General features: G+C 60.4%; 19 protein-coding genes. 7 read left to right on the forward strand and 12 right to left on the reverse strand.

Annotation, left to right across the window (positions count from 1 at the left end):
- The first annotated feature begins 3 nt into the window (after positions 1–3).
- Entirely contained in the window at positions 4–570 is a 567-nt protein-coding gene (locus tag GIV26_RS14400) for a CsiV family protein (RefSeq protein ID WP_236281204.1), read from the forward strand.
- 9 nt (positions 571–579) lie between these two features.
- Entirely contained in the window at positions 580–3,270 is a 2,691-nt protein-coding gene (locus tag GIV26_RS14405; RefSeq protein ID WP_236281206.1) for a DEAD/DEAH box helicase, read from the forward strand.
- 101 nt (positions 3,271–3,371) lie between these two features.
- Here GIV26_RS14405 and nagZ read toward each other — a convergent pair whose 3' ends face one another.
- Together nagZ and GIV26_RS14415 are read right to left on the reverse strand one after the other, a co-directional pair.
- A complete protein-coding gene (nagZ, locus tag GIV26_RS14410; RefSeq protein ID WP_236281209.1) occupies positions 3,372–4,382 on the reverse strand; it encodes a beta-N-acetylhexosaminidase in 1,011 nt (336 codons plus the stop codon).
- Positions 4,383–4,517: 135 nt separating this feature from the next.
- Positions 4,518–5,225 carry a TetR/AcrR family transcriptional regulator gene (locus GIV26_RS14415; RefSeq protein ID WP_034126647.1) on the reverse strand — a complete coding sequence of 236 codons (708 nt, stop codon included), beginning with the start codon at positions 5,223–5,225 and terminating at the stop codon, positions 4,518–4,520.
- 263 nt (positions 5,226–5,488) lie between these two features.
- On the opposite strand from GIV26_RS14415, the gene lexA reads away from it, so the two are divergent.
- Together lexA and sulA are read left to right on the forward strand one after the other, a co-directional pair.
- Positions 5,489–6,097, forward strand: coding sequence for a transcriptional repressor LexA (gene lexA, locus GIV26_RS14420; protein WP_003172575.1), 609 nt, complete (start codon positions 5,489–5,491; stop codon positions 6,095–6,097).
- 10 nt (positions 6,098–6,107) lie between these two features.
- A complete protein-coding gene (sulA, locus tag GIV26_RS14425; RefSeq protein WP_236281212.1) occupies positions 6,108–6,581 on the forward strand; it encodes an SOS-induced cell division inhibitor SulA in 474 nt (157 codons plus the stop codon).
- Positions 6,582–6,618: 37 nt separating this feature from the next.
- On the opposite strand, the gene GIV26_RS14430 is transcribed toward sulA, so the two are convergent.
- The 7 genes from GIV26_RS14430 to GIV26_RS14460 all read right to left on the reverse strand — a co-directional run bounded on the left by GIV26_RS14430 (position 6,619) and on the right by GIV26_RS14460 (position 15,809).
- Complete coding sequence (locus tag GIV26_RS14430) at positions 6,619–6,852, reverse strand: hypothetical protein (RefSeq protein WP_003189656.1); 234 nt, start codon at positions 6,850–6,852, stop codon at positions 6,619–6,621.
- 795 nt (positions 6,853–7,647) lie between these two features.
- Complete coding sequence (locus tag GIV26_RS14435; protein WP_054898792.1) at positions 7,648–8,169, reverse strand: DUF6586 family protein; 522 nt, start codon at positions 8,167–8,169, stop codon at positions 7,648–7,650.
- Between the two features lie 219 nt (positions 8,170–8,388).
- Positions 8,389–11,010, reverse strand: coding sequence for a type I DNA topoisomerase (topA, locus tag GIV26_RS14440; protein WP_003189652.1), 2,622 nt, complete (start codon positions 11,008–11,010; stop codon positions 8,389–8,391).
- Between the two features lie 114 nt (positions 11,011–11,124).
- On the reverse strand, positions 11,125–11,361 hold the full coding sequence (locus tag GIV26_RS14445) for a DUF1653 domain-containing protein (protein WP_003189651.1): 237 nt from the start codon (positions 11,359–11,361) through the stop codon (positions 11,125–11,127).
- 98 nt (positions 11,362–11,459) lie between these two features.
- A complete protein-coding gene (gene fadA / locus GIV26_RS14450) occupies positions 11,460–12,635 on the reverse strand; it encodes an acetyl-CoA C-acyltransferase FadA (RefSeq protein WP_003189650.1) in 1,176 nt (391 codons plus the stop codon).
- Positions 12,636–12,664: 29 nt separating this feature from the next.
- The gene (fadB, locus tag GIV26_RS14455) at positions 12,665–14,812 is read right to left on the reverse strand and encodes a fatty acid oxidation complex subunit alpha FadB (protein WP_003189649.1); all 2,148 of its coding nucleotides are present in this window, start codon (positions 14,810–14,812) and stop codon (positions 12,665–12,667) included.
- A 559-nt stretch (positions 14,813–15,371) separates the two neighbouring features.
- Complete coding sequence (locus tag GIV26_RS14460) at positions 15,372–15,809, reverse strand: hypothetical protein (protein WP_054898793.1); 438 nt, start codon at positions 15,807–15,809, stop codon at positions 15,372–15,374.
- Between the two features lie 105 nt (positions 15,810–15,914).
- On the opposite strand from GIV26_RS14460, the gene GIV26_RS14465 reads away from it, so the two are divergent.
- The gene (locus GIV26_RS14465; protein ID WP_034126643.1) at positions 15,915–16,355 is read left to right on the forward strand and encodes a universal stress protein; all 441 of its coding nucleotides are present in this window, start codon (positions 15,915–15,917) and stop codon (positions 16,353–16,355) included.
- Positions 16,356–16,537: 182 nt separating this feature from the next.
- Here GIV26_RS14465 and GIV26_RS14470 read toward each other — a convergent pair whose 3' ends face one another.
- Positions 16,538–18,460 (reverse strand): ATP-binding cassette domain-containing protein, encoded by a 1,923-nt coding sequence (locus GIV26_RS14470; RefSeq protein ID WP_054898794.1) that lies wholly within the window; start codon positions 18,458–18,460, stop codon positions 16,538–16,540.
- Positions 18,461–18,673: 213 nt separating this feature from the next.
- Here GIV26_RS14470 and GIV26_RS14475 point away from each other — a divergent pair, with 213 nt between their 5' ends.
- On the forward strand, positions 18,674–20,602 hold the full coding sequence (locus tag GIV26_RS14475) for a transglycosylase SLT domain-containing protein (RefSeq protein ID WP_034126641.1): 1,929 nt from the start codon (positions 18,674–18,676) through the stop codon (positions 20,600–20,602).
- 143 nt (positions 20,603–20,745) lie between these two features.
- On the opposite strand, the gene GIV26_RS14480 is transcribed toward GIV26_RS14475, so the two are convergent.
- Complete coding sequence (locus tag GIV26_RS14480) at positions 20,746–22,554, reverse strand: ABC transporter ATP-binding protein/permease (protein ID WP_236281220.1); 1,809 nt, start codon at positions 22,552–22,554, stop codon at positions 20,746–20,748.
- A 214-nt stretch (positions 22,555–22,768) separates the two neighbouring features.
- Here GIV26_RS14480 and GIV26_RS14485 point away from each other — a divergent pair, with 214 nt between their 5' ends.
- On the forward strand, positions 22,769–22,942 hold the full coding sequence (locus tag GIV26_RS14485; RefSeq protein WP_014717504.1) for a PA1571 family protein: 174 nt from the start codon (positions 22,769–22,771) through the stop codon (positions 22,940–22,942).
- A gap of 154 nt (positions 22,943–23,096) precedes the next feature.
- Here GIV26_RS14485 and pdxB read toward each other — a convergent pair whose 3' ends face one another.
- Positions 23,097–24,239 (reverse strand): 4-phosphoerythronate dehydrogenase PdxB, encoded by a 1,143-nt coding sequence (gene pdxB, locus GIV26_RS14490; RefSeq protein ID WP_054898796.1) that lies wholly within the window; start codon positions 24,237–24,239, stop codon positions 23,097–23,099.
- Between the last annotated feature and the right edge of the window lie 195 nt (positions 24,240–24,434).

The raw sequence follows: 24,434 nt of genomic DNA on the forward strand, positions 1-24,434 counted from the left end.
CCCATGCGCGTGTTCCGCATTTTGAGCCTGTTGTTGGTGGTACTCGCACCTTCGGCCTTTGCCGACAGCCTGTATCAGGTGGAAATGATCCTGGTGCGCCAGAATGCAGAACCGGTGATCAGTAGCCGCGCCGCGCCGGAAAACTGGGATGCCGGAGCGCCGCGCCTGGGTGAGCGGATGAGCCCGCCGCGCCTGGGCAATATCGTCGACAAGCTGCGCGCCGACACCAACTACACGGTGCTCGCCCACAAGGCCTGGGAACAGAACCTGGGCGAGCAAGCGGTGAAGGTGGCGATCACCGACGGTCAGGAGCAGTTCGGCCAGTTCCCTATCGAAGGGGTGTTGAGCCTGCAACTGGGGCGCTTTACCGATATCGACGCGGATTTCTGGATCAACCAGTTCGACGACAACGGCAGCGTGATCGCCAGCGAACACTTGAGCCAGAAAGACGTGCGCACCAAGAACAACCAGCTCAACTACCTGGACGGCGGCCACCTGGCGCTGCTGATCAAGGTCACCTCGCTGACCGCCAAGCCACCCAGCGCACCACCGCCCGACCTTCAGGACTGATTGCGCGCCATGCCCCTGACGTCGTCGTTGACCAAACCCCTGGCCCCTTCGTGGGCCAATCGCTTCAAAGAGCAAAGCCTCGAGCGCGGGCGACGCTACGCCCTGGAGAACCGCGTGCGCATCGTCGAGTGCGGCGACAGCACCATCACCGCCAGTTGCGAAGGCTCGGGCGGTAATGTTTACCGCCAGACCATCTCACTGCGCGAATCGGCCAAGGGCCTGCTGATCCTGGTGGACAGCCGCTGCACGTGCCCGGTGCACACCAACTGCAAACACATCGCGGCGGTGCTGCTCAAGGTTCAGGAAACCCTGGCCTACCCGGCAGCGGCCCAGGATGCGCAACTGCTGGAAAAACTCCAGGCCGTGCTCGATAACCGCGTGGTCCTGCCGCAGGTGGTGATGGACGACATGCAGCCGGTGCCACGCCTGTGGCTGGCCAGCGTGGAATTCAGCGCGTTCGAGCCGCGCAACGGCAAGATGCAGCGCTATATCCAGCACCGTGCGGCGCTGTCGTTCAACTACCTGGGCAACTATGTCAGCGGGCAAAAAAATGCCGACATCATTGTGCGCCAGGAGACGCAGAGCCTGCGGATCAAGCGCCAACCCGAGCAAGAGCAGGCCTATCGCGAACACCTGCGCCTGCTTGGCTTCAAGATCGCCACGCGCCAGAGCAAGGCCCTGCCGGAAAGCGCCGGCGAGCTGTTCGAGATGGTCAATGACAGTGCCTGGCTGAACTTCACCCTCAATGTGTCGCCCACTTTGCGTGCCGAGGGCTGGGAGCTGCAGATCGATGAAGACTTCGGCTTTGACCTCAGCCCCGTCGATGACTGGTATGCCACGGTCGATGAAGGGCCGGAACGCGATTGGTTCGACCTGGAGCTGGGCATTATCGTCAACGGCGAACGCTTGAGCCTGCTGCCGATCCTGCTGAACCTGATGCGCTCTCATACCGAGATCCTCAACCCGGAGAAACTCGCGCGGCGCCGCGATGAAGAGCTGATCCTGGTGAACATCCCCGGCCTGCCCAACGGCCACGGCCCGCTGCAAGTGGCGCTGCCCTACGGCCGCTTGAAGCCGGTACTGGCGACCCTCGGCGAGTTCTACCTGCAGGAAGCCGGCACCACCGCTCTGCGCTTGGCCAAGGCCGACGCCATACGCCTCAACCCGCTGGAAGACCTGCCTCTGCAATGGGAAGGCGGCGAGAAGATCCGCAACTTCGCCCAGCGTCTGCGCGATATCAAGGATTTCACCTGCGTGGCGCCCGAAGGCCTGAATGCGACCTTGCGCCCCTACCAGCTGGAAGGTCTGAGCTGGATGCAGTCGCTGCGCCAACTGGAGGTGGGTGGGATACTCGCGGATGACATGGGCCTGGGCAAAACCTTGCAGACCCTGGCGCACATCCTTACCGAAAAAAACGCAGGGCGCCTTGATCGGCCCTGCATGGTCGTGATGCCTACCAGCCTGATTCCCAATTGGCTCGATGAGGCGGCGCACTTCACCCCGCAGCTGAGAGTGCAGGCACTTTATGGCGCAGGACGTAAGAAACATTTCGCCAACCTGAATGACTACGACCTGCTGCTGACCACCTACGCCCTGCTGCCCAAGGACATTGAACAGCTCGCCGCCCTGCCCTTGCACGTCTTGATCCTGGATGAAGCGCAGTACATCAAGAATCCGTCCAGCAAGGCAGCCCAGGCCGCACGCGAGCTGAATGCCCGCCAGCGCCTGTGCCTGAGCGGCACGCCTTTGGAAAATCACTTGGGCGAACTGTGGTCGCTGTTTCACTTCCTGCTGCCGGGTTGGCTGGGCGACGTGAAGAGCTTCAACCGTGATTACCGCGTGCCGATTGAAAAACGTGCCAGCGAGGTGCGATTGCAGCACCTCAACGGTCGGATCAAACCCTTCCTGCTACGCCGCACCAAGGAACAAGTGGCAACCGAACTGCCACCCAAGACCGAAATCATCCACTGGGTCGACCTCAACGAGGCCCAGCGCGACGTGTACGAAACCATGCGCCTGGCCATGGATAAAAAGGTCCGCGACGAGATTACCCGCAAGGGCGTGGCTCGCAGCCAGATCATCATCCTCGAAGCCCTGCTCAAACTGCGCCAGGTGTGCTGCGACCTGCGCCTTGTCAACGACGCCACCCTGCCCGCCCGTGGCAGCAGCTCGGGCAAGCTCGACAGCCTGCTGGACATGCTCGACGAGCTGTTTTCCGAAGGCCGTCGGATCCTGCTGTTCTCACAGTTCACCTCGATGCTGAGCCTGATCGAGGCCGAACTGAAAAAGCGCGGCATTGCCTACGCCCTGCTGACCGGCCAGACCCGGGATCGACGTACACCGGTGAAGGATTTCCAGAGCGGTAAGTTGCAGATCTTTTTAATCAGCCTGAAGGCCGGCGGCGTCGGCTTGAACCTGACCGAAGCCGACACAGTTATCCACTATGACCCCTGGTGGAACCCGGCCACGGAAAACCAGGCCACCGACCGTGCGTACCGCATCGGGCAGGAAAAGCCGGTGTTCGTGTACAAGATGATTGCCCGGGGCACAGTGGAGGAGAAAATCCAGCATTTGCAGAAGGAGAAGTCCGATCTGGCTGCGGGCGTGCTGGATGGGCGAACCACGGGGGATTGGCAGTTGGGCAATGACGAGATTGAAGCGTTGTTTGCGCCGTTGCCCAACAAGCAAGAGAAGCGCTGACTGTTAGGCCGCCTTCGCGAGCAAGCCAGCTCCCACACCTGAATGTATTCACAAATCAAAATGTGGGAGCTGGCTTGCTTGCGATGGCCGCGCTTCGGTTTTCAGTCGATCAACTGCGCATCACGCAACGCAGTAAGCGCTGTCAGCCAACGCGGATCCTGTTTGTAATCAGTCGACGCAACCGCCTGCCCACGCATACGCGCAATCCGCGCCGATGGCGTGACCTTCATCCGCTGCGCCGCACTCAGCGCCAGCTCGGCCGCCGCACGGTCATTGCACACCAAGCCCATGTCACAACCGGCGGTCAGCGCCGCTTCGATACGACTGGCCGCATCGCCGACCACATGGGCCCCGGCCATGGACAGGTCATCGCTGAAGATCACCCCGTCGAACTGCAACTCACCGCGCAGGATGTCCTGCAACCAGCGACGCGAAAAACCAGCAGGCTGGGCATCGAACTGCGGGTAGATGACGTGCGCCGGCATCACGGCGGCCAATTGCTTGCTCAGGCGTGCGAAAGGCACTAGGTCGTTGGCGCGAATCTGTTCCAGGCTGCGCTCGTCATTGGGAATGGCGACGTGGGAATCGGCCTCGGCCCAACCATGGCCAGGGAAGTGCTTGCCGGTGGCGGCCATGCCGGCGCTGTTCATGCCACGGATAAATGCACCCGCGAGCACGGCAGCGCGCTCGGGGTCGCCTTCGAAAGCACGGGTACCGACCACGGCGCTGCGTTGGTAGTCGAGGTCCAGCACGGGGGCAAAACTCAGGTCCAGGCCCACCGCCAGCACCTCGGTGGCCATGATCCAGCCGCACTGCTCAGCCAGGTATTCAGCGTTGGGGTTATCCGCCAGCGCACGCATGGCCGGCAGGCGCACGAAGCCTTGGCGCAGACGCTGTACGCGGCCGCCTTCCTGGTCCACAGCCAGCAGCAGGTCCGGGCGCACTGCGCGAATGGCTGCGCTCAATTCGCGAACCTGACGCGGGTGCTCGATATTGCGCGCAAAAATGATCAGGCCGCCCACTTCCGGTTGGCGCAACAGATGACGATCCTCGGCCGTGAGCCAGGTACCGGCGACGTCGACCATCAAAGAACCTTGCAGGGCAGCAGTCATAAACCTTCCTTAAATAACGCACACAACCCGTGGTCCCTGCCAGGCAGGGCAAGGACCACGGGTTGCGAATAAATAGCTGAAATCGGCATGGCGGCTAGCTTAGCGGATGCAAGCGACCGCGCCCACCCGCAGCGATCAAACCTTGGCGGCGACCGGTACGGTTTTGCTGCGCGGGCGCAACTGGGCGGTGGCCATGGCCGGGTCGGTGACGCCGGTTTCGGCGCGCATGCCAGCGGCAAGGAACGGCACCATCAGGCGCATGACTTGCTCGATGGACGTGTTCACACCGAAATCGGTCTCGGCAATTGCCCGCAACGCCTTGATACCCGACATGCTGAAAGCTGCGGCACCGAGCATGAAATGCACACGCCAGAACAGTTCGATAGGCGGAATACGCGGCGCCGCTTCGTTGACCAGCAGCATATAGCGGCGGAACACCTTGCCGTACATGTCTTCCAGATAACGGCGCAAGTGGCCCTGGCTCTGGCTGAACGCCAGGCCAAGCAGGCGCATGAAGATCGATAAATCGTTGCCGCTGCGGGGCTGCACGACCAACGCTTGCTCCACGAGGATTTCCAGCAGCTCTTCCAGGCTGGGCTTGTGATCGGCCTTGGCCTGGCGGCGTTCCAGCTCACGGTCGAGGCTTGCGCAGAACGGGCCCAGAAAGCGTGAGAACACCGCCTGGATCAGGGCCTTTTTCGAGCCGAAGTGGTAATTCACGGCGGCCAGGTTGACCCCAGCCTTGCTGGTGATCAGACGCAATGAAGTTTCAGCAAATCCTTTTTCCGCGAACAATTGCTCGGCAGCATCGAGAATGCGTTCAACGGTTTCCGACTGGGCCATGGCTACTCCGCCTGACAAACACTTGTTTGAAACATACGTTTCAGAGTGTGTCTTGTCAAGCCTGCGGGTCCGCTTTGCGGCTGGTCGGTCATCTGTTTCACCGCTATTTAATCATATCCTCGAAGCTCTGTAGGCAGCGCCGCTTCTGCTCTGTAGGACGGCTGACGGATGACCGTCCAGCGGAGCCGCCAAAAAGGATGATTGCCAAGCGCAGTTCACTGTATATAATCCCAGTCACTGTATAAAAAGACAGAGCGATCAACATGCTAAAACTGACGCCACGCCAAGCTGAGATTCTGGCTTTTATCAAGCGCTGCCTTGATGACAATGGTTACCCGCCTACCCGTGCGGAGATTGCCCTGGAATTGGGGTTCAAGTCCCCGAACGCCGCCGAGGAACACCTCAAGGCACTCGCTCGCAAAGGTGCGATCGAGATGACCCCCGGTGCTTCGCGGGGTATTCGCATCCCTGGCTTCGAAGCCAAGGCAGACGAGTCGACATTGCCGATCATCGGTCGCGTCGCCGCAGGTGCGCCGATCCTGGCGCAGCAGCACGTCGAGGAATCCTGCAACATCAACCCGACCTTCTTCCATCCGCGTGCCGACTACCTGTTGCGTGTGCACGGCATGAGCATGAAGGACGTGGGCATCTTCGACGGTGACCTGCTGGCCGTGCATACCACCCGCGAAGCCCGCAATGGCCAGATCGTCGTTGCCCGTATCGGCGACGAGGTCACGGTCAAACGCTTCAAGCGCGAAGGCAGCAAGGTCTGGCTCCTGGCCGAAAACCCTGAGTTTGCCCCCATCGAAGTCAACCTGAAAGACCAGGACCTGGTGATCGAAGGCTTGAGTGTCGGCGTCATTCGCCGTTAAAGGAGGCATCATGCAGCTCGTGCACACCCCACAACACACACAACTGTCGCTGTTCGAGGCCTTCATGGCCCAGCCCCTTGCGCCAATCCTCAAGGAAACGGTCGAAGCCCCCTGGGGCGGCGAACCTGAGGCGTTCAGTGAATTGTCGTTGCGCGGTGCGGCTGAGAGCTGCCTGAACCTGCTGGCACCTATCCTGCGCGAATTGAGCGAAGATCAGGACGCCCGCTGGCTGACATTGATCGCCCCGCCCGCCAGCCTCACCCAGGCCTGGCTGCGGGACGCCGGACTCAACCGCGAGCGTATCCTGTTGCTGCAACCACGCGGCGCACAAAGCACCCAGCAACTAACTTGCGAAGCCTTGCGCCTGGGCCGTAGCCATACGGTGGTGAGCTGGTTGAGCCCGCTGAATGCCAGCGCCAAGCAGCAACTGATCAGCGCTGCGCGCACGGGTGATGCACAGAGTTTGAATATTCGATTGGGGTAATGATGGGCGCGCCACAGAAGCAGCCTTCACGAAGGACTCAGTGAAGAACGCGCGGCCCTTCTTCTTTCTCCGGCTCGCCTTCGGCAAGGCGACCTGCCATCTGCACACCCACGCTCAACATGGCTTTAGCCACTTCGACGTGCTGGCCTTGCAGGAAGACTTTGGCGTCTTCGGAGAAATCCAGAATAACCAGAGAACCCTCGTCCTCCGCCCGGCGCAGTTCGATTCGGCCGTCAGGCAGTTCAACAATTTCCAGAAAGGACGTTGGCATAAAAGTCTGTTCTCCACGAAAGGCCTGGGATTATATCAGTCATCCACCCAGCCTCGCAGGAGATATGGACAGGTTTGTTGACGGCTTGATGAATGGTGCCCTGGCAAAACGCTAATCAATGTGGGAGCTGGCTTGCCTGCGATGGCGGTGGGTCAGTTATCTCAGGGCTTTTCTGACTCGCCTCTATCTCAGCATGGGCATCACAGAACTTTGCAAGCTGTAGCAGCCAACGGTAACCACGATGCGAAGCGAGCCGCTCTTGATCTTGATCTGCTTGTGATCTTGATCTGGCTTTAGGCGCCCCGTTAAACCACGCTGGCCGAACGCAGGCTTGAATTCGTGGGTAACCCGGCAGGACGCCGGGTTAGCCGCCCCGCGCCATGGATGGCGCGTGGCGGCGGCCCACGGATTCAAGGCTGTGTTCGGGCACACCGAGCCTAGGCGAGGTGCCGAGTGGTGGGGCAAGAGCGCTTTGGTTACTTTCGCGCTTTTCGAAAGTGACCCGCCGTTGGCGGAACCCTAAGTGGCCGTTACCGCAGGAATGGATATGTACTGGGTATAACAGGGTCGCCTGTCAGGCCGCCATCGCAGGCAAGCCAGCTCCCACAGTTTGATCGCAAGGAATCAGGTAGATAGGTGTCGGCTGGCAGGCCGCCGTCGCAGGCAAGCCAGCTCTCACATTTGGATCCTAGGGCGTCAGGTAGATAAGCGTCGGCCGTCCGGCCGTCGCGGGAGCACGCTCCATCGCCACAGGTTCAGCGTCGCTGCGCAGCCAGCCCCCCCTCATTTACTCCTTCAGCACTCGTTGAGCCCTTCACGAAAGCGCAGCGCCATCTTCTTCAACTCCTGGCGCCAGCCTTCCAACTCTTCGCGGCTCAAAGGCTTGGGCTCATCCTGTTCCAAGGCCACGGCGACGATCAGCGGCTGGGTGACATCCCCCTTGGGCACATGGGGAATACGCGGCGGCTGAAACATATCCGCATGGGCTTTGAGCAGCCGCGCCACCCAACTGTCGGGGCTCTGGGCCATTTCCACCAGTTCGGCCAACTCGGGGATCGCCATGGCGTCCAGCACTTCACGATTCATGATCATTTCTGCACGCGGCGCACCGGCCTGGGGTAGGCGGTAGAACCCGGCGATTTCATGGCACAGCCCCAGCAAGGCACCGTACAGGTGGAACAACGCCGCTTCGCGCCCCGCCTGTACCAGCGCGATGGCGTTCATCTCTTTCCCTTCCTCGGCACGGCCAAGGGCCTCCAGGGATAAACCCGCGAAGTAAATTTTCTGATTGGTACGGGTATAGAGTTCGTTGGCCATGACGGCAATCTCCACAACGAATAGGCGTGATGCTGACTGCGCAGGAGCGAGCTTGCTGTGGCGAGGGAGCTTGCTCCCGCTCGACTGCGTAGCAGTCGCCAGCTATTGGGGGCGCTTCGCACCCCAGCGCAAGCAAGCTTGCTCGCCACAACAAGCTCAATCCTACAGTAAGCAAAAGCCGTCTATACAGACGGCTTTTGGCGTTAACAGACTAGCGGATCAAGCGCCCTGGCGCTTGTCCTCGACCTTCCACTTGCCGCCGTCGTAGAACGCTTTCCAGCCAGTAGGCTTGCCGTCCACTTCGGTCTGCACGTACTGCTCCTTGGTCTTGCGGCTGTAGCGGATCACGGCTGGACGACCATCCGGGTCCTTCTTCGGCGCTTCACACAGGAAGTGGTACTTCGGATCGATCTCGTCCTTGTGCGGCACGATCTCCATCACCAGTGGCGCACGGGTCTCGCGGTTTTTCGGGAACTGGCTCGCAGCCAGGAACAGTCCCGAAGCGCCGTCACGCAGGATGTAGGTGTCGTTGACCTTCTCGCACTTGAGCTCGGGCATCTTCACCGGGTCCATCTTCGGCGGCGCCGCATCACCGCTTTTGAGCAGTTTGCGGGTGTTCTTGCAGGTCGGGTTGGTGCAGCCGAAGAACTTGCCGAAACGGCCGGTCTTGAGCTGCATCTCGCTGCCGCACTTGTCGCATTCCAGGCTCGGGCCTTCATAGCCCTTGATGCGATAGGTGCCCTCTTCGATCTCGTAGCCGTTGCAATCCGGGTTGTTACCACAGATGTGCAGCTTGTGCTTCTCGTCCAGCAGGTAGGCGTCCATCGCCGTGCTGCAGATCGGGCAGCGATGCTTGCCACGCAGCACCAGCGACTCGGACTCACCCTCGTCGTCAGCCGCGATTTCATCGCCCGGCACCAGGTTGACGGTCGCCTTGCAGCGCTCTTTGGGCGGCAGGCTGTAGCCCGAGCAACCGAGGAACACGCCGGTGGAGGCGGTACGAATCTGCATCGGTCGACCGCAGGTAGTGCACGGAATATCCGTCATCACCGGCTGGTTGGCGCGCATCCCGTTCTCGGGGTTCTCAGCCACTTCGAGCTTTTTCTTGAAGTCGCCGTAGAACTCGTCCAGCACGTTTTTCCAGTCGCGTTCGCCCTGGGCCACGTCATCGAGGTTCTCTTCCATGCCGGCGGTGAAGCCGTAGTCCATCAGGTTGGAGAAGCTCTCCGACAGACGCTCGGTGACGATGTCACCCATCTTTTCCGAATAGAAACGACGGTTGTGCAGCGCAACGTAGCCACGGTCCTGGATGGTGGAGATGATCGCCGCGTAGGTCGACGGACGACCGATACCGCGCTTCTCCATCTCTTTCACCAGGCTGGCTTCGGAATAACGCGCCGGTGGCTTGGTGAAGTGCTGGGACGGGTCGAGCTTGATCAGCTTCAGCGTGTCGCCCTGGGCCATGTCCGGCAGCACATCATCATCGCCAGGCTTGGCGATCTGCGGCATCACACGGGTGTAGCCGTCGAACTTGAGGATACGGCCCTTGGCACGCAACTCGAAATCGCCCGCGCCCACGCTGACGGTAGTAGACAGGTATTGTGCCGGCAGCATCTGGCAAGCCAGGAACTGGCGCCAGATCAGCTCGTAGAGGCGCTCAGCGTCGCGCTCCATGCCGCTCAGCTTGGCAGGCGTGGTGTTGGCGTCAGAAGGACGAATCGCTTCGTGAGCCTCTTGTGCGCCTTCCTTGCTGCTGTAGACGTTCGGCTTCTCCGGCAGGTAGGTCTTGCCGAATTCGCTTTCAATATAGGTACGCGCCATCGCCACCGCGTCTTGCGAGAGGTTGGTGGAGTCCGTACGCATATAGGTGATGTAGCCAGCCTCATACAGACGCTGGGCCATCATCATGGTCTTCTTCACCCCGAAGCCCAGGCGGTTGCTCGCGGCCTGTTGCAGGGTGGAGGTGATGAACGGCGCCGACGGCTTGCTGCTGGTCGGTTTGTCTTCACGCTTGACGATGCTGTAGCTGGAAGCCTTGAGCTTCTCCAGCGCGGCCATGGCCTGGGCTTCGTTCAGCGGTTTGAAGGCCTCGCCTTTCTCACGGGCCACTTCAAAGCGCACATTGGCGCCCTTGGCAGTGCCGAGGTCGGCGTGGACTTCCCAGTATTCTTCAGGAATGAACGCACGGATCTCGCGCTCACGTTCCACCACCAGCTTCACCGCAACCGATTGCACACGGCCGGCGGACAGACCACGAGCGATCTTCGCCCACAGCAGTGGCGAGACCATGTAGCCGACGACGCGGTCGAGGAAGCGACGGGCCTGCTGGGCGTTGACACGGTCGATGTCCAGCTCGCCCGGCTTGGAGAAGGCTTCCTGAATGGCTTTCTTGGTGATTTCGTTGAACACCACGCGCTTGTAGCGGCTGTCATCACCGCCGATGGCTTCGCGCAGGTGCCAGGCAATGGCTTCCCCTTCGCGGTCCAAGTCCGTCGCGAGATAGATGGTGTCAGCATCTTTGGCGAGCCGGCGCAGCTCTTCGATGACCTTTTCCTTGCCCGGAAGGATTTCGTACTTGGCCTTCCAGCCATGGTCCGGGTCCACACCCATGCGCGAAACCAGTTGCTTGCGCGCTTTTTCTTTAGGCGTGAGTACCGGACCTTCGCCCGCGGCGGCCTTGCCGCGCTTGGCGGCAGGCTCCTTGCTGGCGCTAGCCGAACCGCTGGTGGGCAGGTCTCGGATATGGCCGATACTCGACTTCACCACGTACTCGTTGCCCAAGTACTTGTTGATGGTCTTGGCCTTAGCCGGGGATTCCACAATGACCAGCGATTTGCCCATGGATCGGAAAATTCCTGAATTCGAGAAGTGAAAGGCAGTTGGCGCCTGACGCGGCAACGCTATATATAGTGGCAACCGGATGAGGTCAAGCGCAGCATTCTGCGCGACCTGCCGTTATTGCCCTGTAAAAAGACTGGGTTCGGCCGTGACCAAAGCAAAGCGCGGGACCTGCTCGCCGTCAACTTCGACGGTCTCCAGGAACATGCTCAAAGGGCGCACCCAAAAGCCGTATTCGCCATACAGCGCTTGGTAAAACACCACTTCTTCTTCGGTTTCAGAGTGGCGCGCCACGCTGAAAACACGGTACTGCGGCCCCTTGTAATGCTGGTAGAGCCCTGGTTCGACTTTCATGCTCTGGCCCTCATGCAAAATTTGTTGAAAAAAAATATTTAAAAGTTCCAAAAAACAAAAACCGGGGCACTGGGCCCCGGCTTCCGTCAACCGAACGTTTAGACGCGTTCGAAGACGGTAGAGATGCCTTGGCCGAGACCAATGCACATGGTTGCAACCCCAAGGTTGCCGCCATTTTGCTTCATCACGTTAAGCAAAGTGCCAGAGATACGCGCACCGGAGCAACCGAATGGGTGGCCCAGGGCAATCGCACCGCCGTGCAGGTTAACCTTCTCGTTCATCTTGTCGAGTACTTTCAAATCTTTCAGCACTGGCAGGGCCTGTGCGGCGAAAGCTTCGTTGAGCTCGAAGAAGTCGATATCGGAGATGGAAAGGCCTGCGCGCTTCAAGGCTTTTTGTGTGGCCGGTACTGGACCATAGCCCATGATCGCCGGATCCACACCCGCCACTGCCATCGAACGAATCACCGCCAGCGGCTGGATACCCAGGTCCTGGGCACGCTGTGCCGACATCACGATCATGCACGAAGCACCATCGGTGATTTGCGAGGAAGTACCGGCTGTCACGGTGCCGCCCTTTGGATTGAAGGCTGGCTTGAGGGCCGCCAGGCTTTCCAGGGTAGTGTCCGGACGAATGGTTTCGTCGTAGTCGAACAGTTTCAGGAAGCCATTCTCGTCGTAGCCGTTCATCGGGATGATTTCATCCTTGAACTTGCCTTCCACAGTCGCCTTGTGGGCGAGCTGGTGGGAGCGCAGGCCGAAGGCGTCCTGGGCTTCACGGGTGATGCCGTGCATTTTGCCGAGCATTTCCGCGGTAAGGCCCATCATGCCCGAGGCTTTCGCCGCGTAGAGGGACATGTGCGGGTTAGGATCGACGCCGTGCATCATGCTGACGTGGCCCATGTGCTCCACGCCGCCGACCACGAATACATCGCCGTTGCCGGTCATGATCGCTTGCGCAGCGGTGTGCAGCGCGCTCATCGACGAACCACACAGACGGCTGACGGTCTGGCCGGCCGCGGTATGCGGGATCTGGGTCATCAACGACGCCATGCGCGCGATGTTCCAGCCCTGCTCCAGGGTCTGGTTGACGCAGCCCCAGATCACGTCCTCGACTTCGTTCGGGTCGACCTTGGTGTTGCGCTCCAGCACTTTGCTGATCAGGTGCGCCGACATGTCTTCGGCGCGGGTGTTGCGGTGCATGCCGCCCTTGGAGCGGCCCATCGGCGTACGACCGAAGTCGACGATCACGACGTCTCTTGGATTCAAGCTCATAAATATTCTCGCTCTAGTCGTCTGGGCACTTAACCGAAGAAGCTCTGGCCATTCTTGGCCATTTCACGCAGCTTCGCGGTCGGGTGGTACAGCGGGCCCAGATCAGCGTACTGATCAGCCAGGGCAACGAACTGGGCCACACCGATGGAGTCGATGTAACGCAGCGCACCACCACGGAATGGAGGGAAACCAATGCCGTACACCAGGCCCATATCGGCTTCGGCGGCGGTTTCGACGATGCCGTCTTCCAGGCAACGCACGGTTTCCAGGCACAGGGCGATCATCATCCAGTTGATGATGTCCTCGTCGGACACCTCACGCTGTTCGTAGATGACCGGAGCGAGTACTTCGTGCACCGACGGGTCGGCCACTTTCTTCTGCTTGCCCTTCTTGTCGGTCTCGTAGGCGTAGAAGCCCTTGCCGTTCTTCTGGCCCAGGCGCTTGGCTTCGTAGAGTGCATCGACAGCCGAACGACGGTCGTCTTTCATGCGGTCCGGGAAGCCTTCAGCCATGACGTCGCGACCGTGGTGGCCGGTGTCGATGCCGACCACGTCCATCAGGTACGCCGGGCCCATGGGCCAGCCAAATTTTTCCATGACCTTGTCGATGCGCACAAAATCCACACCGGCGCTGACCAGCTTGGCGAAACCGCCAAAGTACGGGAACAGCACGCGGTTGACCAAAAAGCCCGGGCAATCGTTGACGACGATCGGGTTCTTGCCCATTTTCTTGGCGTAGGCAACGGTGGTGGCAACGGCCAGCTCGCTGGACTTCTCGCCACGGATCACTTCCACCAGCGGCATCATGTGCACCGGGTTGAAGAAGTGCATGCCGACGAAGTTTTCCGGACGCTTGAGGGCCTTGGCCAGCAGCGAGATGGAAATGGTCGAGGTGTTGGAGGCCAGGATGGTGTCATCTTTGACCTGGGCTTCCACTTCAGCCAGTACGGCTTGCTTGACCTTCGGGTTCTCGACAACCGCTTCGACCACCAGGTCGACGTGGCCGAAATCGCCGTAGGACAGCGTAGGACGAATGCCGTTGAGCACTTCAGCCATTTTTGCAGCGGTCATGCGACCTTTATCAACGCGGCCCACCAGCAGCTTGGCGGCTTCGGCCAGGCCCTGCTCGATACCGTGTTCGTTGATGTCTTTCATCAGGATCGGCGTGCCTTTGGACGCCGACTGATAGGCGATACCGCCGCCCATGATACCGGCGCCGAGTACGGCGGCCTGTTTCACGTCCTTGGCGATTTCGTCGTAGGCCTTGGCCTTTTTCTTCAGTTCCTGATCGTTCAGGAACAGGCCGATCAGGCTCTGGGCCGCCGAGGTTTTCGCCAGTTTGACGAAGCCTGCCGCTTCCACTTCCAGGGCTTTGTCGCGACCGAAGTTCGCGGCCTTCTGGATGGTCTTGATCGCTTCCACCGGCGCCGGGTAGTTCGGACCGGCCTGGCCGGCCACGAAACCTTTGGCGGTTTCGAACGACATCATCTGTTCGATGGCGTTGAGCTTGAGTTTTTCCAGCTTCGGCTGACGCTTGGCCTTGTAGTCAAATTCGCCGCTGATGGCGCCCTTGATCAGGTTCAGCGCGGCTTCGGCCAATTTGTCCGGGGCAACCACAGCGTCGACAGCACCGACTTTCAGTGCATCTTCAGCTTTGTTTTCCTTGCCGGCGGCGATCCATTCGATCGCGTTGTCGGCACCGATCAGGCGCGGCAGGCGCACGGTACCGCCAAAGCCTGGGTAGATGCCCAGCTTGACTTCCGGCAGGCCGATCTTGGCCGTCGCAGACATGACGCGGAAGTCTGCCGCCAGGCACATTTCCAGGCCGCCGCCCAACGCGATGCCATTGATGGCAGCAACGGTCGGCACGTTGAGGTCTTCGAAATCGCTGAAGATCTTGTTGGCTTCGAGGTTGCCAGCCACCAGCTCGGCATCGGGCAGCTTGAAGTTGTCGACGAATTCGGTGATGTCAGCGCCGACGATAAACACGTCCTTGCCGCTGGAGACGATCACGCCCTTGACCGAAGCATCTGCTTTGATGGTGTCTACGGCCTGACGCAGTTCGTTCAGGGTTAGACGGTTGAACTTGTTGACGGACTCACCCTTGAGGTCGAATTTGAGTTCGACGATGCCACTTTCAAGAGCCTTAACCGTGATGGCTTTACCTTCGTAAATCATCAACTGATCTCCACGATATGGAAGCTGAACAGTACACACTGGACGCTGGCCTCTGGTTTGACATTGACAGTTGAATCAATGCTCACGCCAATCCGCCAGGCACACCCGCCAGTGCGATAGTCGGGTTTTGTATGAGTCGTCTGACAGGCAAACGCTCAATTCATACGCCCGTTTGATTTGGGTACGCCACCTTCATCCAATTCCGAGCAATTGTCAATCGCTCCAAAGGCTAGGAAAAACGCGACTTTCCGGTCATTTCAGAACCCGGCCCACAGGCTGGCCACCCGCCAATATTCAAATATTCACAGGATCAATAATAGAAAAGGTGTGGGAAAAAGCTGTACAGAACGCAATACACGGCTAGGCTAGCGGCAACCTACAGATTTACCGGCCTGCCTGGCCAGCTCCAGCCCGATGATGATGTCGGGCTTTTTATTGGCCGGGCTTTTCTGTAGGAGCGAGCTTGCTCGCGAAAACCTGGAGAGCGCCGCGTATAGCCTGATTATCCGCGTTATCGTTGGCGATTTTCGCGAGCAAGCTCGCTCCTACAACGTGTGGGTCAGGCCAGGGCCTTGAGCAGCGCATCGATGTCTTTCAGCACACTTGCTTCGCCCTTTTCGCCCCAATACAGGGCAATCATTTGTTTGTCGGCCTCGACCTTGTAGACGTTTGCCGGCAGCGTTGCAAAATGCGGCAACAACTTCTCATCCACACAGGGTTCACGCCACTGATTGACCCACAACCCCGGCTCCAGCTGCCAGTAGCTCCAGGTTGCGGGCGTGTTGCCGCGCCGCGGTCGGCAGTACTGCGCACAGGGGCTCGGCGGCTCCTGTTTGAGCCAGTGCGGCCACTCCTGGGGCGCCAACTGCATGGCCAGCCCGATGCGGCGGGCCTCCATGCGCAGGGCCATGCGCCCACTCTGCTGGCGCGAAGGGCGCAGCCATACCAGGGGGCTTAAAACCACCGCAAGGATTGACACCACTATCCAGACCGTCATATGTGTACTCCCGAATTTCTAGATGAGCGGATTTGATCTGCGGCAACCCCATCCGCTTGAAAGCAGCCATACTGAACTTATTGCAGCCCCCTGGAGGAACGCCTCATGCCCTACGAACATATTCTGGTCGCTGTCGACCTGACCGAAGAGTGCGATCCAGTGATCAAGCGCGCACAGGAATCCGCGATTGCCAATGGCGCCAAACTGTCGTTGGTACACATCGTCGAGCCCATGGCTATGGCCTTTGGTGGTGACGTGCCAATGGACCTTTCCCAACTGCAGCAGCAACAGTTCGACCAGGCCAAGGAGCGCCTTGACCGCTTGATTCTCAAGTATCCCAAGGTCAGCAAGGAAAATTCCCATCTTACCTACGGCCAACCGCGCCAGGAAATCCACCACTTGGCCAAAGAACAGGGTTGTGACCTGATCGTAGTGGGTAGTCATGGGCGACACGGTTTGGCACTGCTGCTGGGCTCGACCGCCAATGATGTATTGCACGGCGCACCGTGCGATGTACTGGCCGTCAAACTGGTAAAGAGTTCGTAAGACCGATGAAGGTCTAATGTGGGAGCTGGCTTGCCTGCGATAGCGGTGTATCAGCCACCCGATGCATCAACTGACAGACTGCTATCGCAGGCAAGCCAGCTCCCACAGTTGAATCGCATTTCATATTAAAAAGCCCGGCGCTCATAGAAGAGCGCCGGGCTTTTTTATTGCGGGTCGATCAGTCAGCCATCCAGCTCGGCCCAACGCTCAACCAACGCTTCCAGCTCCTGGTTCAGCGTCTCCAGAGAGGCGATGACCTTGGCGGTTTCTGCCGCAGGGCGCAAGTAGAAGCCGGCGTCAGCCATTTCCGCTTCGACCGCAGCGATCTGCTGTTCCTTGGCATCGATATCGCCTGGCAAGGCTTCCAGTTCACGCTGCAACTTGTAGCTGAGCTTTTTCTTGGCAGGCGCACCTTCAGCAGCCGGTGCAGGCGTTTCGGCAGCGACCGGAGCCACCACCGCCGTGTTCAGGTCGGCCTTGCCCGACTTGCTCTCGGTCACGCCCAGCAGGCGCGGCGAGCCGCCCTGACGCAGCCAGTCCTGATAACCGCCCACGTATTCGCGCACCTTGCCTTCGCCTTCGAAAACCAGGGTGCTGGTGACCACGTTGTCGAGGAATTCCCGGTCGTGGCTGACCATCAGCACGGTGCCGTTGAAGGTCAGCAAGACCTCTTCCAACAGTTCCAGGGTTTCCACGTCGAGGTCGTTGGTCGGTTCGTCGAGCACCAGCAGGTTGGCCGGCTTGCTGAACAGCTTGGCCAGCAGCAGGCGCGCGCGCTCACCACCAGACAGAGCCTTGACCGGCGTGCGCGCACGTTGCGGGCTGAACAGGAAGTCGCCCAGGTAGCTGAGTACGTGGCGGCTCTGGCCGTCGATGTCGATAAAGTCGCGACCTTCGGCGACGTTGTCGATCACGGTCTTTTCCAGGTCCAACTGGTGGCGCAACTGGTCAAAGTAGGCCACGTCGATGCGAGTGCCCTCTTCTACCTTGCCGCTGGTCGGTTGCAGACCGCTGAGCATCAGCTTGAGCAAGGTGGTCTTGCCGGTACCGTTGGCGCCCAGCAGGCCGATACGATCGCCACGCTGCAGGACCATGGAGAAGTCCTTGATCAGGAACGGGCCGTCCGGGTGATGGAAGCTGACGTTCTCCAGCACCATCACTTGCTTGCCCGACTTGTCGGCAGTATCGAGCTGGATATTGGCCTTGCCGGTACGCTCGCGGCGCTCACTGCGCTCGACGCGCAAGGCTTTCAAGGCACGCACGCGGCCTTCGTTACGGGTGCGACGGGCCTTGATGCCCTGGCGGATCCAGACTTCTTCCTGGGCCAGCTTCTTGTCGAACAGCGCGTTGGCGGTTTCTTCAGCCGCCAGGGCGGCTTCCTTGTGCACCAGGAAGCTGGCGTAGTCGCCGTTCCAGTCGATCAGGCCGCCACGGTCCAGCTCGAGGATGCGCGTGGCCAGGCTCTGCAGGAATGCACGGTCGTGCGTGATAAACAGCACGGCGCCCTGGAAGTCCTTGATGGCTTCTTCAAGCCAGGCGATGGCGCCGATGTCCAGGTGGTTGGTCGGTTCGTCGAGCAGCAGCAGGTCCGGCTCGGACACCAAGGCCTGGGCCAGCAGCACGCGACGACGCCAGCCGCCGGACAATTCGGCGAGGGTCTTGTCGGCCGGCAGTTGCAGGCGGCTCAGGGTGCTGTCCACCAGTTGCTGCAAGCGCCAGCCATCACGGGCTTCGAGGTCTTGCTGGACGTGCATCAGTTTGTCCAGGTCTTCTTCGGTGACGCAGTTCTGTGCCAGGTGATGGTATTGCGCGAGCAACTCGCCTACGCCGTCCAGGCCTTCGGCTACCACGTCGAACACTGTCCGTCCGTCGGCCACCGGCAATTCTTGCGGCAATTCGCCGATCTTGAGGCCCGGGGCACGCCAGACAGAGCCGTCATCGGGCTTCTGGTCGCCTTTTACCAGCTTCATCATGCTGGACTTGCCGGTGCCGTTGCGGCCGATGATGCACACCCGCTCACCACGGGCGATCTGCCAGGACACCTTGTCCAACAACGGCATGGCGCCGAAAGCAAGGGACACATCGCTGAATTTGAGCAGGGTCATACGCTTCTCCAAAAACTGGGCGCGCATTCTACCTGAGTTGAAGGTGGGATGCGGTCGGGATTTTCTGTATAGACACGTTCTGTAGGACATTTCCGGCGAACTTGAACGAACCAGCCGGCAAAGCTTTCGCGGGCCGCTGGCAAAAGGCTAAGCTAGGGGCAATCAGTGTCGGCGGTGCCGGTGCTAGTCGTGATTTCTCTGCACGGACGTCTCATGCGCAGTCGCCTTTTCAACTTTTTGTCTTGTCTGCTCCTTTCCGCCACTGCCGTTCAATCCGCCCAGGCGGTGGATCTCACCACTCAACGCCAGTATTACGATCAAGCCAAACGCGCCCTGGCCAAGGGCGACACCGGCCCTTACATGCAATACAGCCAGGCCCTGGCCGACTACCCGCTCACGCCCTATCTGGCCTATGACGAACTGACCGCGCGCCTGAAAACCGCAAGTAACGAGGAAATCGAACAATTCCTCGCCAAACACGGCGACCTGCCCCAGGCCAACTGGATGAAACTGCGTTGGCTGCGCTGGCTGGCCGAACGCGGCGATTGGCAGACTTTTGAAAAGTACTACGACACCAAGCTCAATTTCGTCGAGCTGGACTGCCTGCATGGCCAATACCAGCTCAGCCACAACCTGAAGGCCGAAGGCTACAAGACCGCCGAAAAACTGTGGATGACCGGCAAATCCCAGCCAGCCGCCTGTGACGTCACGTTTGGCCAATGGGCCGCTGCCGGCCAACTCACCGAGCAGAAGATCTGGGACCGCGCCAAGCTCGCCGCCGAAGCGCGTAATTACGCGCTGGCCAACAGCCTGGTGAAAACCCTGCCGACCCTTGGCGCCCAGGGCCGCCTGATGGTGGATGTGGCACAGAAGCCAGACATGCTCAGCGACCCGTCACGCTTCCAGCCGGCCACCGAGGCCATGTCTGACGCCGTGGGCCTGGGCCTGCGTCGCCTGGCGCGCCAGGATCCGGACAAAGCCATGTCGCTGCTCGATGGCTACGCCAGCAGCATGCACTTCTCCCGTGACGAAAAGGTGTCGATTGCCCGCGAGATCGGCTTGACCCTGGCCAAGCGCTTCGACCCGCGTGCGCTGGAGGTCATGACCAAGTACGACCCCGAGTTGCGCGACAATACGGTTTCAGAGTGGCGCCTGCGCCTGCTGTTGCGCCTTGCGCGTTGGGAAGACGCCTACCAGTTGACCCGCAAACTCCCACAGGACCTGGCCACCACCAACCGTTGGCGCTACTGGCAGGCACGCAGCCTGGAGCTGGCCGAGCCAAAGAACCCGCAAGCCTTGGTCCTGTACAAAAACGTGGCCAAGGAGCGGGACTTCTACGGTTTCCTCGCCGCTGACCGCTCCAAATCTCCTTACCAGTTGAACAACAAGCCGCTGGTGATGAGCCAGGCGCTGGTCAACAAGGTGCGCAATACTCCTGGGGTGCGGCGTGCCCTGGAATTCTACGCCCGTGGCCAGATCGTCGACGGTCGCCGTGAGTGGTACCACGTCAGCCGTCATTTCAACCGTGACGAGATGGTCGCCCAGGCCAAGTTGGCCTACGACATGAAGTGGTACTTTCCGGCCATCCGCACCATCAGCCAGGCGCAGTACTGGGACGACCTGGACATCCGCTTCCCGATGGCCCACCGCGACACCCTGGTGCGCGAAGCCAAGGTACGCGGCCTGCACTCCAGCTGGATCTTTGCCATCACCCGCCAGGAAAGCGCGTTCATGGACGATGCCCGCTCCGGCGTCGGCGCCAGCGGCCTGATGCAACTGATGCCCGGCACCGCCAAGGAAACCGCACGCAAGTTCAGCATCCCCCTGGCCTCCCCGGCCCAGGTGCTGGACCCGGATAAAAACATCCAGCTCGGCGCTGCTTACCTGAGCCAGGTGCACAGCCAGTTCAACGGCAACCGCGTGCTCGCCTCCGCTGCCTACAACGCCGGCCCAGGCCGCGTGCGCCAATGGCTGCGCGGCGCAGACCACCTGAGTTTCGACGTATGGGTGGAAAGCATCCCCTTCGACGAAACCCGCCAGTATGTGCAGAACGTGCTGTCTTATTCGGTGATCTACGGGCAGAAGCTCAACTCACCACAGCCGTTGGTGGATTGGCATGAGCGGTACTTCGACGACCAGTAATAGTTTGTAGGAGCGAGCTTGCTCGCGAAGAACGTCAACGCTAACGCGTGCTTCCTGGATAAACTCGGCGCCTGTGAGTTTTTCGCGAGCAAGCTCGCTCCTACAGAGGTTTCATTGCCCGCATCGAAAGATGCGGGCATTTTTTATGGGCGCTGATTCACCTGTTCATCTCCATCACTGAACTGCAACGCCGCCAACCGCGCATACAGCGGATTGCTCGCAATCAACTGCTGATGCGTGCCCACCGCCACCAGCTTGCCCTGGTCCATCACCGCAATGCGGTCGGCATTCTTCACCGTGGCCAAACGGTGGGCGATCACCAGCGTGGTGCGCCCCTGCATCAGCTGCGGCAGCGCTTGCTGGATAAGGTGTTCACTCTGGGCGTCGAGGGCGCTGGTGGCTTCGTCCAGCAGCAGGATCGGCGCGTCGACCAGCAAGGCGCGCGCGATGGCCAGGCGTTGGCGCTGACCGCCGGAGAGGCCTTGGCCACTTTCGCCGAGGTGGGTTTGGTAGCCGTCGGGCATTTGCAGGATGAAGTCGTGGGCGTGGGCAATACGCGCGGCGGCTTCCACCTGGGCGGTGGTGGCGGACGGGTTGCCGTAGCGGATGTTGTCCTCGACGCTGCCGAAGAACAACGCCGGGCTCTGGGACACCAGAGCGAAGTGGCGCCGCAGGTCCAGGGGGTCTAGCTCGGTCAGCGGCTGGCCTTCGAGCAGGATTCGGCCTTGCTGGGGGTCGTAGAAGCGCAGCAGCAGATCGAAAATCGTCGACTTGCCCGCACCGGACGGCCCTACCAACGCCAGGGTTTCGCCCGGGTTGATGGTCAGGTTCAAGCCGTCGATGGCGTAGCTGTCCGGTCGCGAAGGATAGGAAAAGCGTAGGTCCTGCAGCTCCATGCGGCCACTGACCCGTTCCGGCAAACGTACGCCGCCAGTGGCCGGCGCCTGGATCTCGTTGCCTGACTGCAACAGCTCACCGATACGCTCGGCTGCCCCGGCGGCACGCTGCAACTCGCCAAGCACTTCGCTAAGGGTGCCGACGGCGCTGCCGACAATCAGGCTATAGAACACGAACGCCGCCAGCTCACCGCCGGAAATGCGTCCGCTGATCACGTCCATGCCGCCCACCCACAGCATCACGCCTACCGCGCCGAGCACCAGCATGATCACCAGGGTGATCAGCCAGGAACGCTGCAAGATGCGTTTACGTGCCGTGACAAAGGCGTCCTCGACGGTGACGGCAAAGCGTTGTTCGTCCTGCACCTGATGGTTATAGGCCTGCACGGTCTTGATCTGGCCCAGCGTCTCGGCGACATAGCTGCCGACGTCCGCGATACGGTCCTGGCTCAAACGCGACAGGCTGCGCACACGGCGCCCGAAGATCAGAATCGGCGCCAGCACCAGCGGCAACGCCACCACCACGATGCTGGTGAGCTTGGGGTTAGTGATAAACAGCAACACGATGCCGCCGATCACCATCAGGGCGTTGCGCAAAAACAGCGACAGTGATGAGCCGATCACCGATTGCAGTAAGGTGGTGTCGGTGGTCAGCCGCGACTGGATTTCCGAGCTGCGGTTGTTCTCGTAGAAGCCGGGGTGCAGGTAGATCAGGTGGTTGAACACCTGCCGACGAATATCGGCCACCACCCGCTCGCCAATCCACGACACTAGGTAAAACCGCGTGAAGGTGCCCACGGCAAGGCCGAGCACCAGCAGCATGAACAGGCCTATAGACTGGTTGAGCAGATGCGGCGACTGGGTCATGAAGCCCTGGTCCACCAACAGGCGTATGCCCTGCCCCATGGACAAGGTGATGCCAGCGGTGACGATCAGCGCCAACAGTGCGCCAAGCGCCTGCCAGCGGTAGGGCGCGATAAAGCGGCTGGCCAGGCGAATCGCACGGCGTTGACGGATTGAGAACATGGAAGGATCACCAATGGAGAGTCTATACATCAACATTGGGGGAACTTGCACAAATAACAATGAGTCAGGTTAATTATGCCCACCGATGCAGGCCGCTAGAGGCTATCGGTCTAAGACTCATCTGGAAATATGTACCGGTTTCTGGTGGACTGGGTGTTCGAACCGACGAGCGTGTAAGGAGTTGTAACAGCGCGTTCATGTGGGGGAATTAAAGTAGGTACACAACCTGATGAGGAGACAGGCCATGACCTTGCAAAATAGCAGCGACGCCAAGATTGAAGTGATCCGCCAGCCGCAGCAGCTGCCTTGCTCGTATATCGATGCCAAGGGCCGGGAAGTGCAGATTACCGAAGAAATGATCCAGCAAGCCTGCAGCGAGCTGGAACAGCGACTGGTCAAGCCTGCCCAGCAAGGCTGAAGCGCCCACGCTCTTTCAAACCCGGCCCAAGTGGCCGGGTTTTTTGTGCCCCCTGTAGGAGCGAGCTTGCTCGCGAAAAACCTGAGGGCGCCGCGTTAAATCAGAAACGCTGCGCTATCGTTGACGTTTTTCGCGAGCAAGCTCGCTCCTACAGTTATAGGTGTTCGGCACCCAGAGCAGTCACGATCTGTGACAGCACCGCCGACTCCCCCTTGATGCGCACCTTCAAGCCATCGATCTCGCGACGCTCCGGATAGTGCTTGCGCAGCAGGTCGAAGGCTTGGCGCTGTTCCTGCACGGTGCCCACCAGGCTGCGGCGGAAATCCGCGTCGTCACGGCGTGGGTCGTACACACTGCGACACAAGGTCGCCAGCGCCCAGGCCGGGTCAGTCTCAGGATGCAGGTGCATCTCGGCCAGCCAGGGGGCCGGTAGCAAATCACTTAAGTGAATACTCGGTTCCTGGCCCAGGTGCGCGCACAGCGCCTGGTAAATCTGCGCGGTGCCGCGCTGCTTGCCATCGAGGCTGTAGCCGGCAATATGCGGCGTGGCCAGCACGCACAGGTCAGCCAGGTCGACGTCCACCTCGGGCTCGCCTTCCCACACGTCCAGCACCGCTTGCAGGTCTTCGCGCGCCAGCAACACCTCGCGCAGCGCGGCGTTATCCACCACCGCACCCCGGCTGGCGTTGATCAGCCAGGTGCCCGGCTTGAGCTGTGCCAGGCGCTGGCGATCAAACAGGTGCCAGGTCGAACCGTTGCCGGACTTGATCAGCGGCGTATGCAAGCTGATCACGTCACATTGCTCGATGATCTGCTGCAGGCTGACGTAATCACTGCCCTCGGTAATCTGGCGCGGCGGATCGCACACCAACACATTCCAACCCAGGCCCTGGAGCACCTTGACCAAGCGCCCGCCGACTTCACCCGCGCCGACGATGCCGTAGGTACGCTGCTTGAGGTCAGCGCCTTCGATTTCAGCCAGGGTCTGCAAGCTGCCAAGCACGTAGTCCACCACCCCACGCGCATTGCAGCCGGGCGCGCTGGACCACTGGATACCCGCTTGCTTGAAGTAGTCGAGGTCCAGGTGGTCGGTGCCGATGGTGCAGGTGCCGACAAAGCGCACGTTACTGCCCTCAAGCAAGGCACGGTTGACGTTGGTCACCGAGCGCACCAGCAGTACATCGGCCTGCTCGACGGTGGCGCGGTCGATGGAACGGCCGGGCACGCGGCGAATCTCGCCAAACCCTTCGAAGAATGCATCGAGCAGCGGGATATTTTCGTCGGCAACAATCAGCATGGCAGGCTCCTTTGGCGGATTGGCAGTGTACAGAAGATCCTGTGTGGGAGCTGGCTTGCCTGCGATTGCATCGACCCGGTTTGCCTGATGGACCGAGGTGCCCGCATCGCAGGCAAGCCAGCTCCCACAGGGGTCAGCGCTGGCCTGGGCGCATCGCTTACAAATCCCTAACACAGGTTTTTTCCTGACCACTGC

This window comes from Pseudomonas sp. PA-1-3F (assembly GCF_021609665.1).
GTDB lineage: Bacteria > Pseudomonadota > Gammaproteobacteria > Pseudomonadales > Pseudomonadaceae > Aquipseudomonas > Aquipseudomonas paracarnis.

Excerpts from the sequence above, each read along its gene's own strand:
- GIV26_RS14400 (WP_236281204.1), top strand. The coding sequence starts at position 4 with ATGCGCGTGTTCCGCATTTTGAGCCTGTTGTTGGTGGTACTCGCACCT.
- GIV26_RS14405 (WP_236281206.1), top strand. The coding sequence starts at position 580 with ATGCCCCTGACGTCGTCGTTGACCAAACCCCTGGCCCCTTCGTGGGCC.
- nagZ (WP_236281209.1), bottom strand. The coding sequence starts at position 4,382 with ATGACTGCTGCCCTGCAAGGTTCTTTGATGGTCGACGTCGCCGGTACC.
- GIV26_RS14415 (WP_034126647.1), bottom strand. The coding sequence starts at position 5,225 with ATGGCCCAGTCGGAAACCGTTGAACGCATTCTCGATGCTGCCGAGCAA.
- lexA (WP_003172575.1), top strand. The coding sequence starts at position 5,489 with ATGCTAAAACTGACGCCACGCCAAGCTGAGATTCTGGCTTTTATCAAG.
- sulA (WP_236281212.1), top strand. The coding sequence starts at position 6,108 with ATGCAGCTCGTGCACACCCCACAACACACACAACTGTCGCTGTTCGAG.
- GIV26_RS14430 (WP_003189656.1), bottom strand. The coding sequence starts at position 6,852 with ATGCCAACGTCCTTTCTGGAAATTGTTGAACTGCCTGACGGCCGAATC.
- GIV26_RS14435 (WP_054898792.1), bottom strand. The coding sequence starts at position 8,169 with ATGGCCAACGAACTCTATACCCGTACCAATCAGAAAATTTACTTCGCG.
- topA (WP_003189652.1), bottom strand. The coding sequence starts at position 11,010 with ATGGGCAAATCGCTGGTCATTGTGGAATCCCCGGCTAAGGCCAAGACC.
- GIV26_RS14445 (WP_003189651.1), bottom strand. The coding sequence starts at position 11,361 with ATGAAAGTCGAACCAGGGCTCTACCAGCATTACAAGGGGCCGCAGTAC.
- fadA (WP_003189650.1), bottom strand. The coding sequence starts at position 12,635 with ATGAGCTTGAATCCAAGAGACGTCGTGATCGTCGACTTCGGTCGTACG.
- fadB (WP_003189649.1), bottom strand. The coding sequence starts at position 14,812 with ATGATTTACGAAGGTAAAGCCATCACGGTTAAGGCTCTTGAAAGTGGC.
- GIV26_RS14460 (WP_054898793.1), bottom strand. The coding sequence starts at position 15,809 with ATGACGGTCTGGATAGTGGTGTCAATCCTTGCGGTGGTTTTAAGCCCC.
- GIV26_RS14465 (WP_034126643.1), top strand. The coding sequence starts at position 15,915 with ATGCCCTACGAACATATTCTGGTCGCTGTCGACCTGACCGAAGAGTGC.
- GIV26_RS14470 (WP_054898794.1), bottom strand. The coding sequence starts at position 18,460 with ATGACCCTGCTCAAATTCAGCGATGTGTCCCTTGCTTTCGGCGCCATG.
- GIV26_RS14475 (WP_034126641.1), top strand. The coding sequence starts at position 18,674 with ATGCGCAGTCGCCTTTTCAACTTTTTGTCTTGTCTGCTCCTTTCCGCC.
- GIV26_RS14480 (WP_236281220.1), bottom strand. The coding sequence starts at position 22,554 with ATGTATAGACTCTCCATTGGTGATCCTTCCATGTTCTCAATCCGTCAA.
- GIV26_RS14485 (WP_014717504.1), top strand. The coding sequence starts at position 22,769 with ATGACCTTGCAAAATAGCAGCGACGCCAAGATTGAAGTGATCCGCCAG.
- pdxB (WP_054898796.1), bottom strand. The coding sequence starts at position 24,239 with ATGCTGATTGTTGCCGACGAAAATATCCCGCTGCTCGATGCATTCTTC.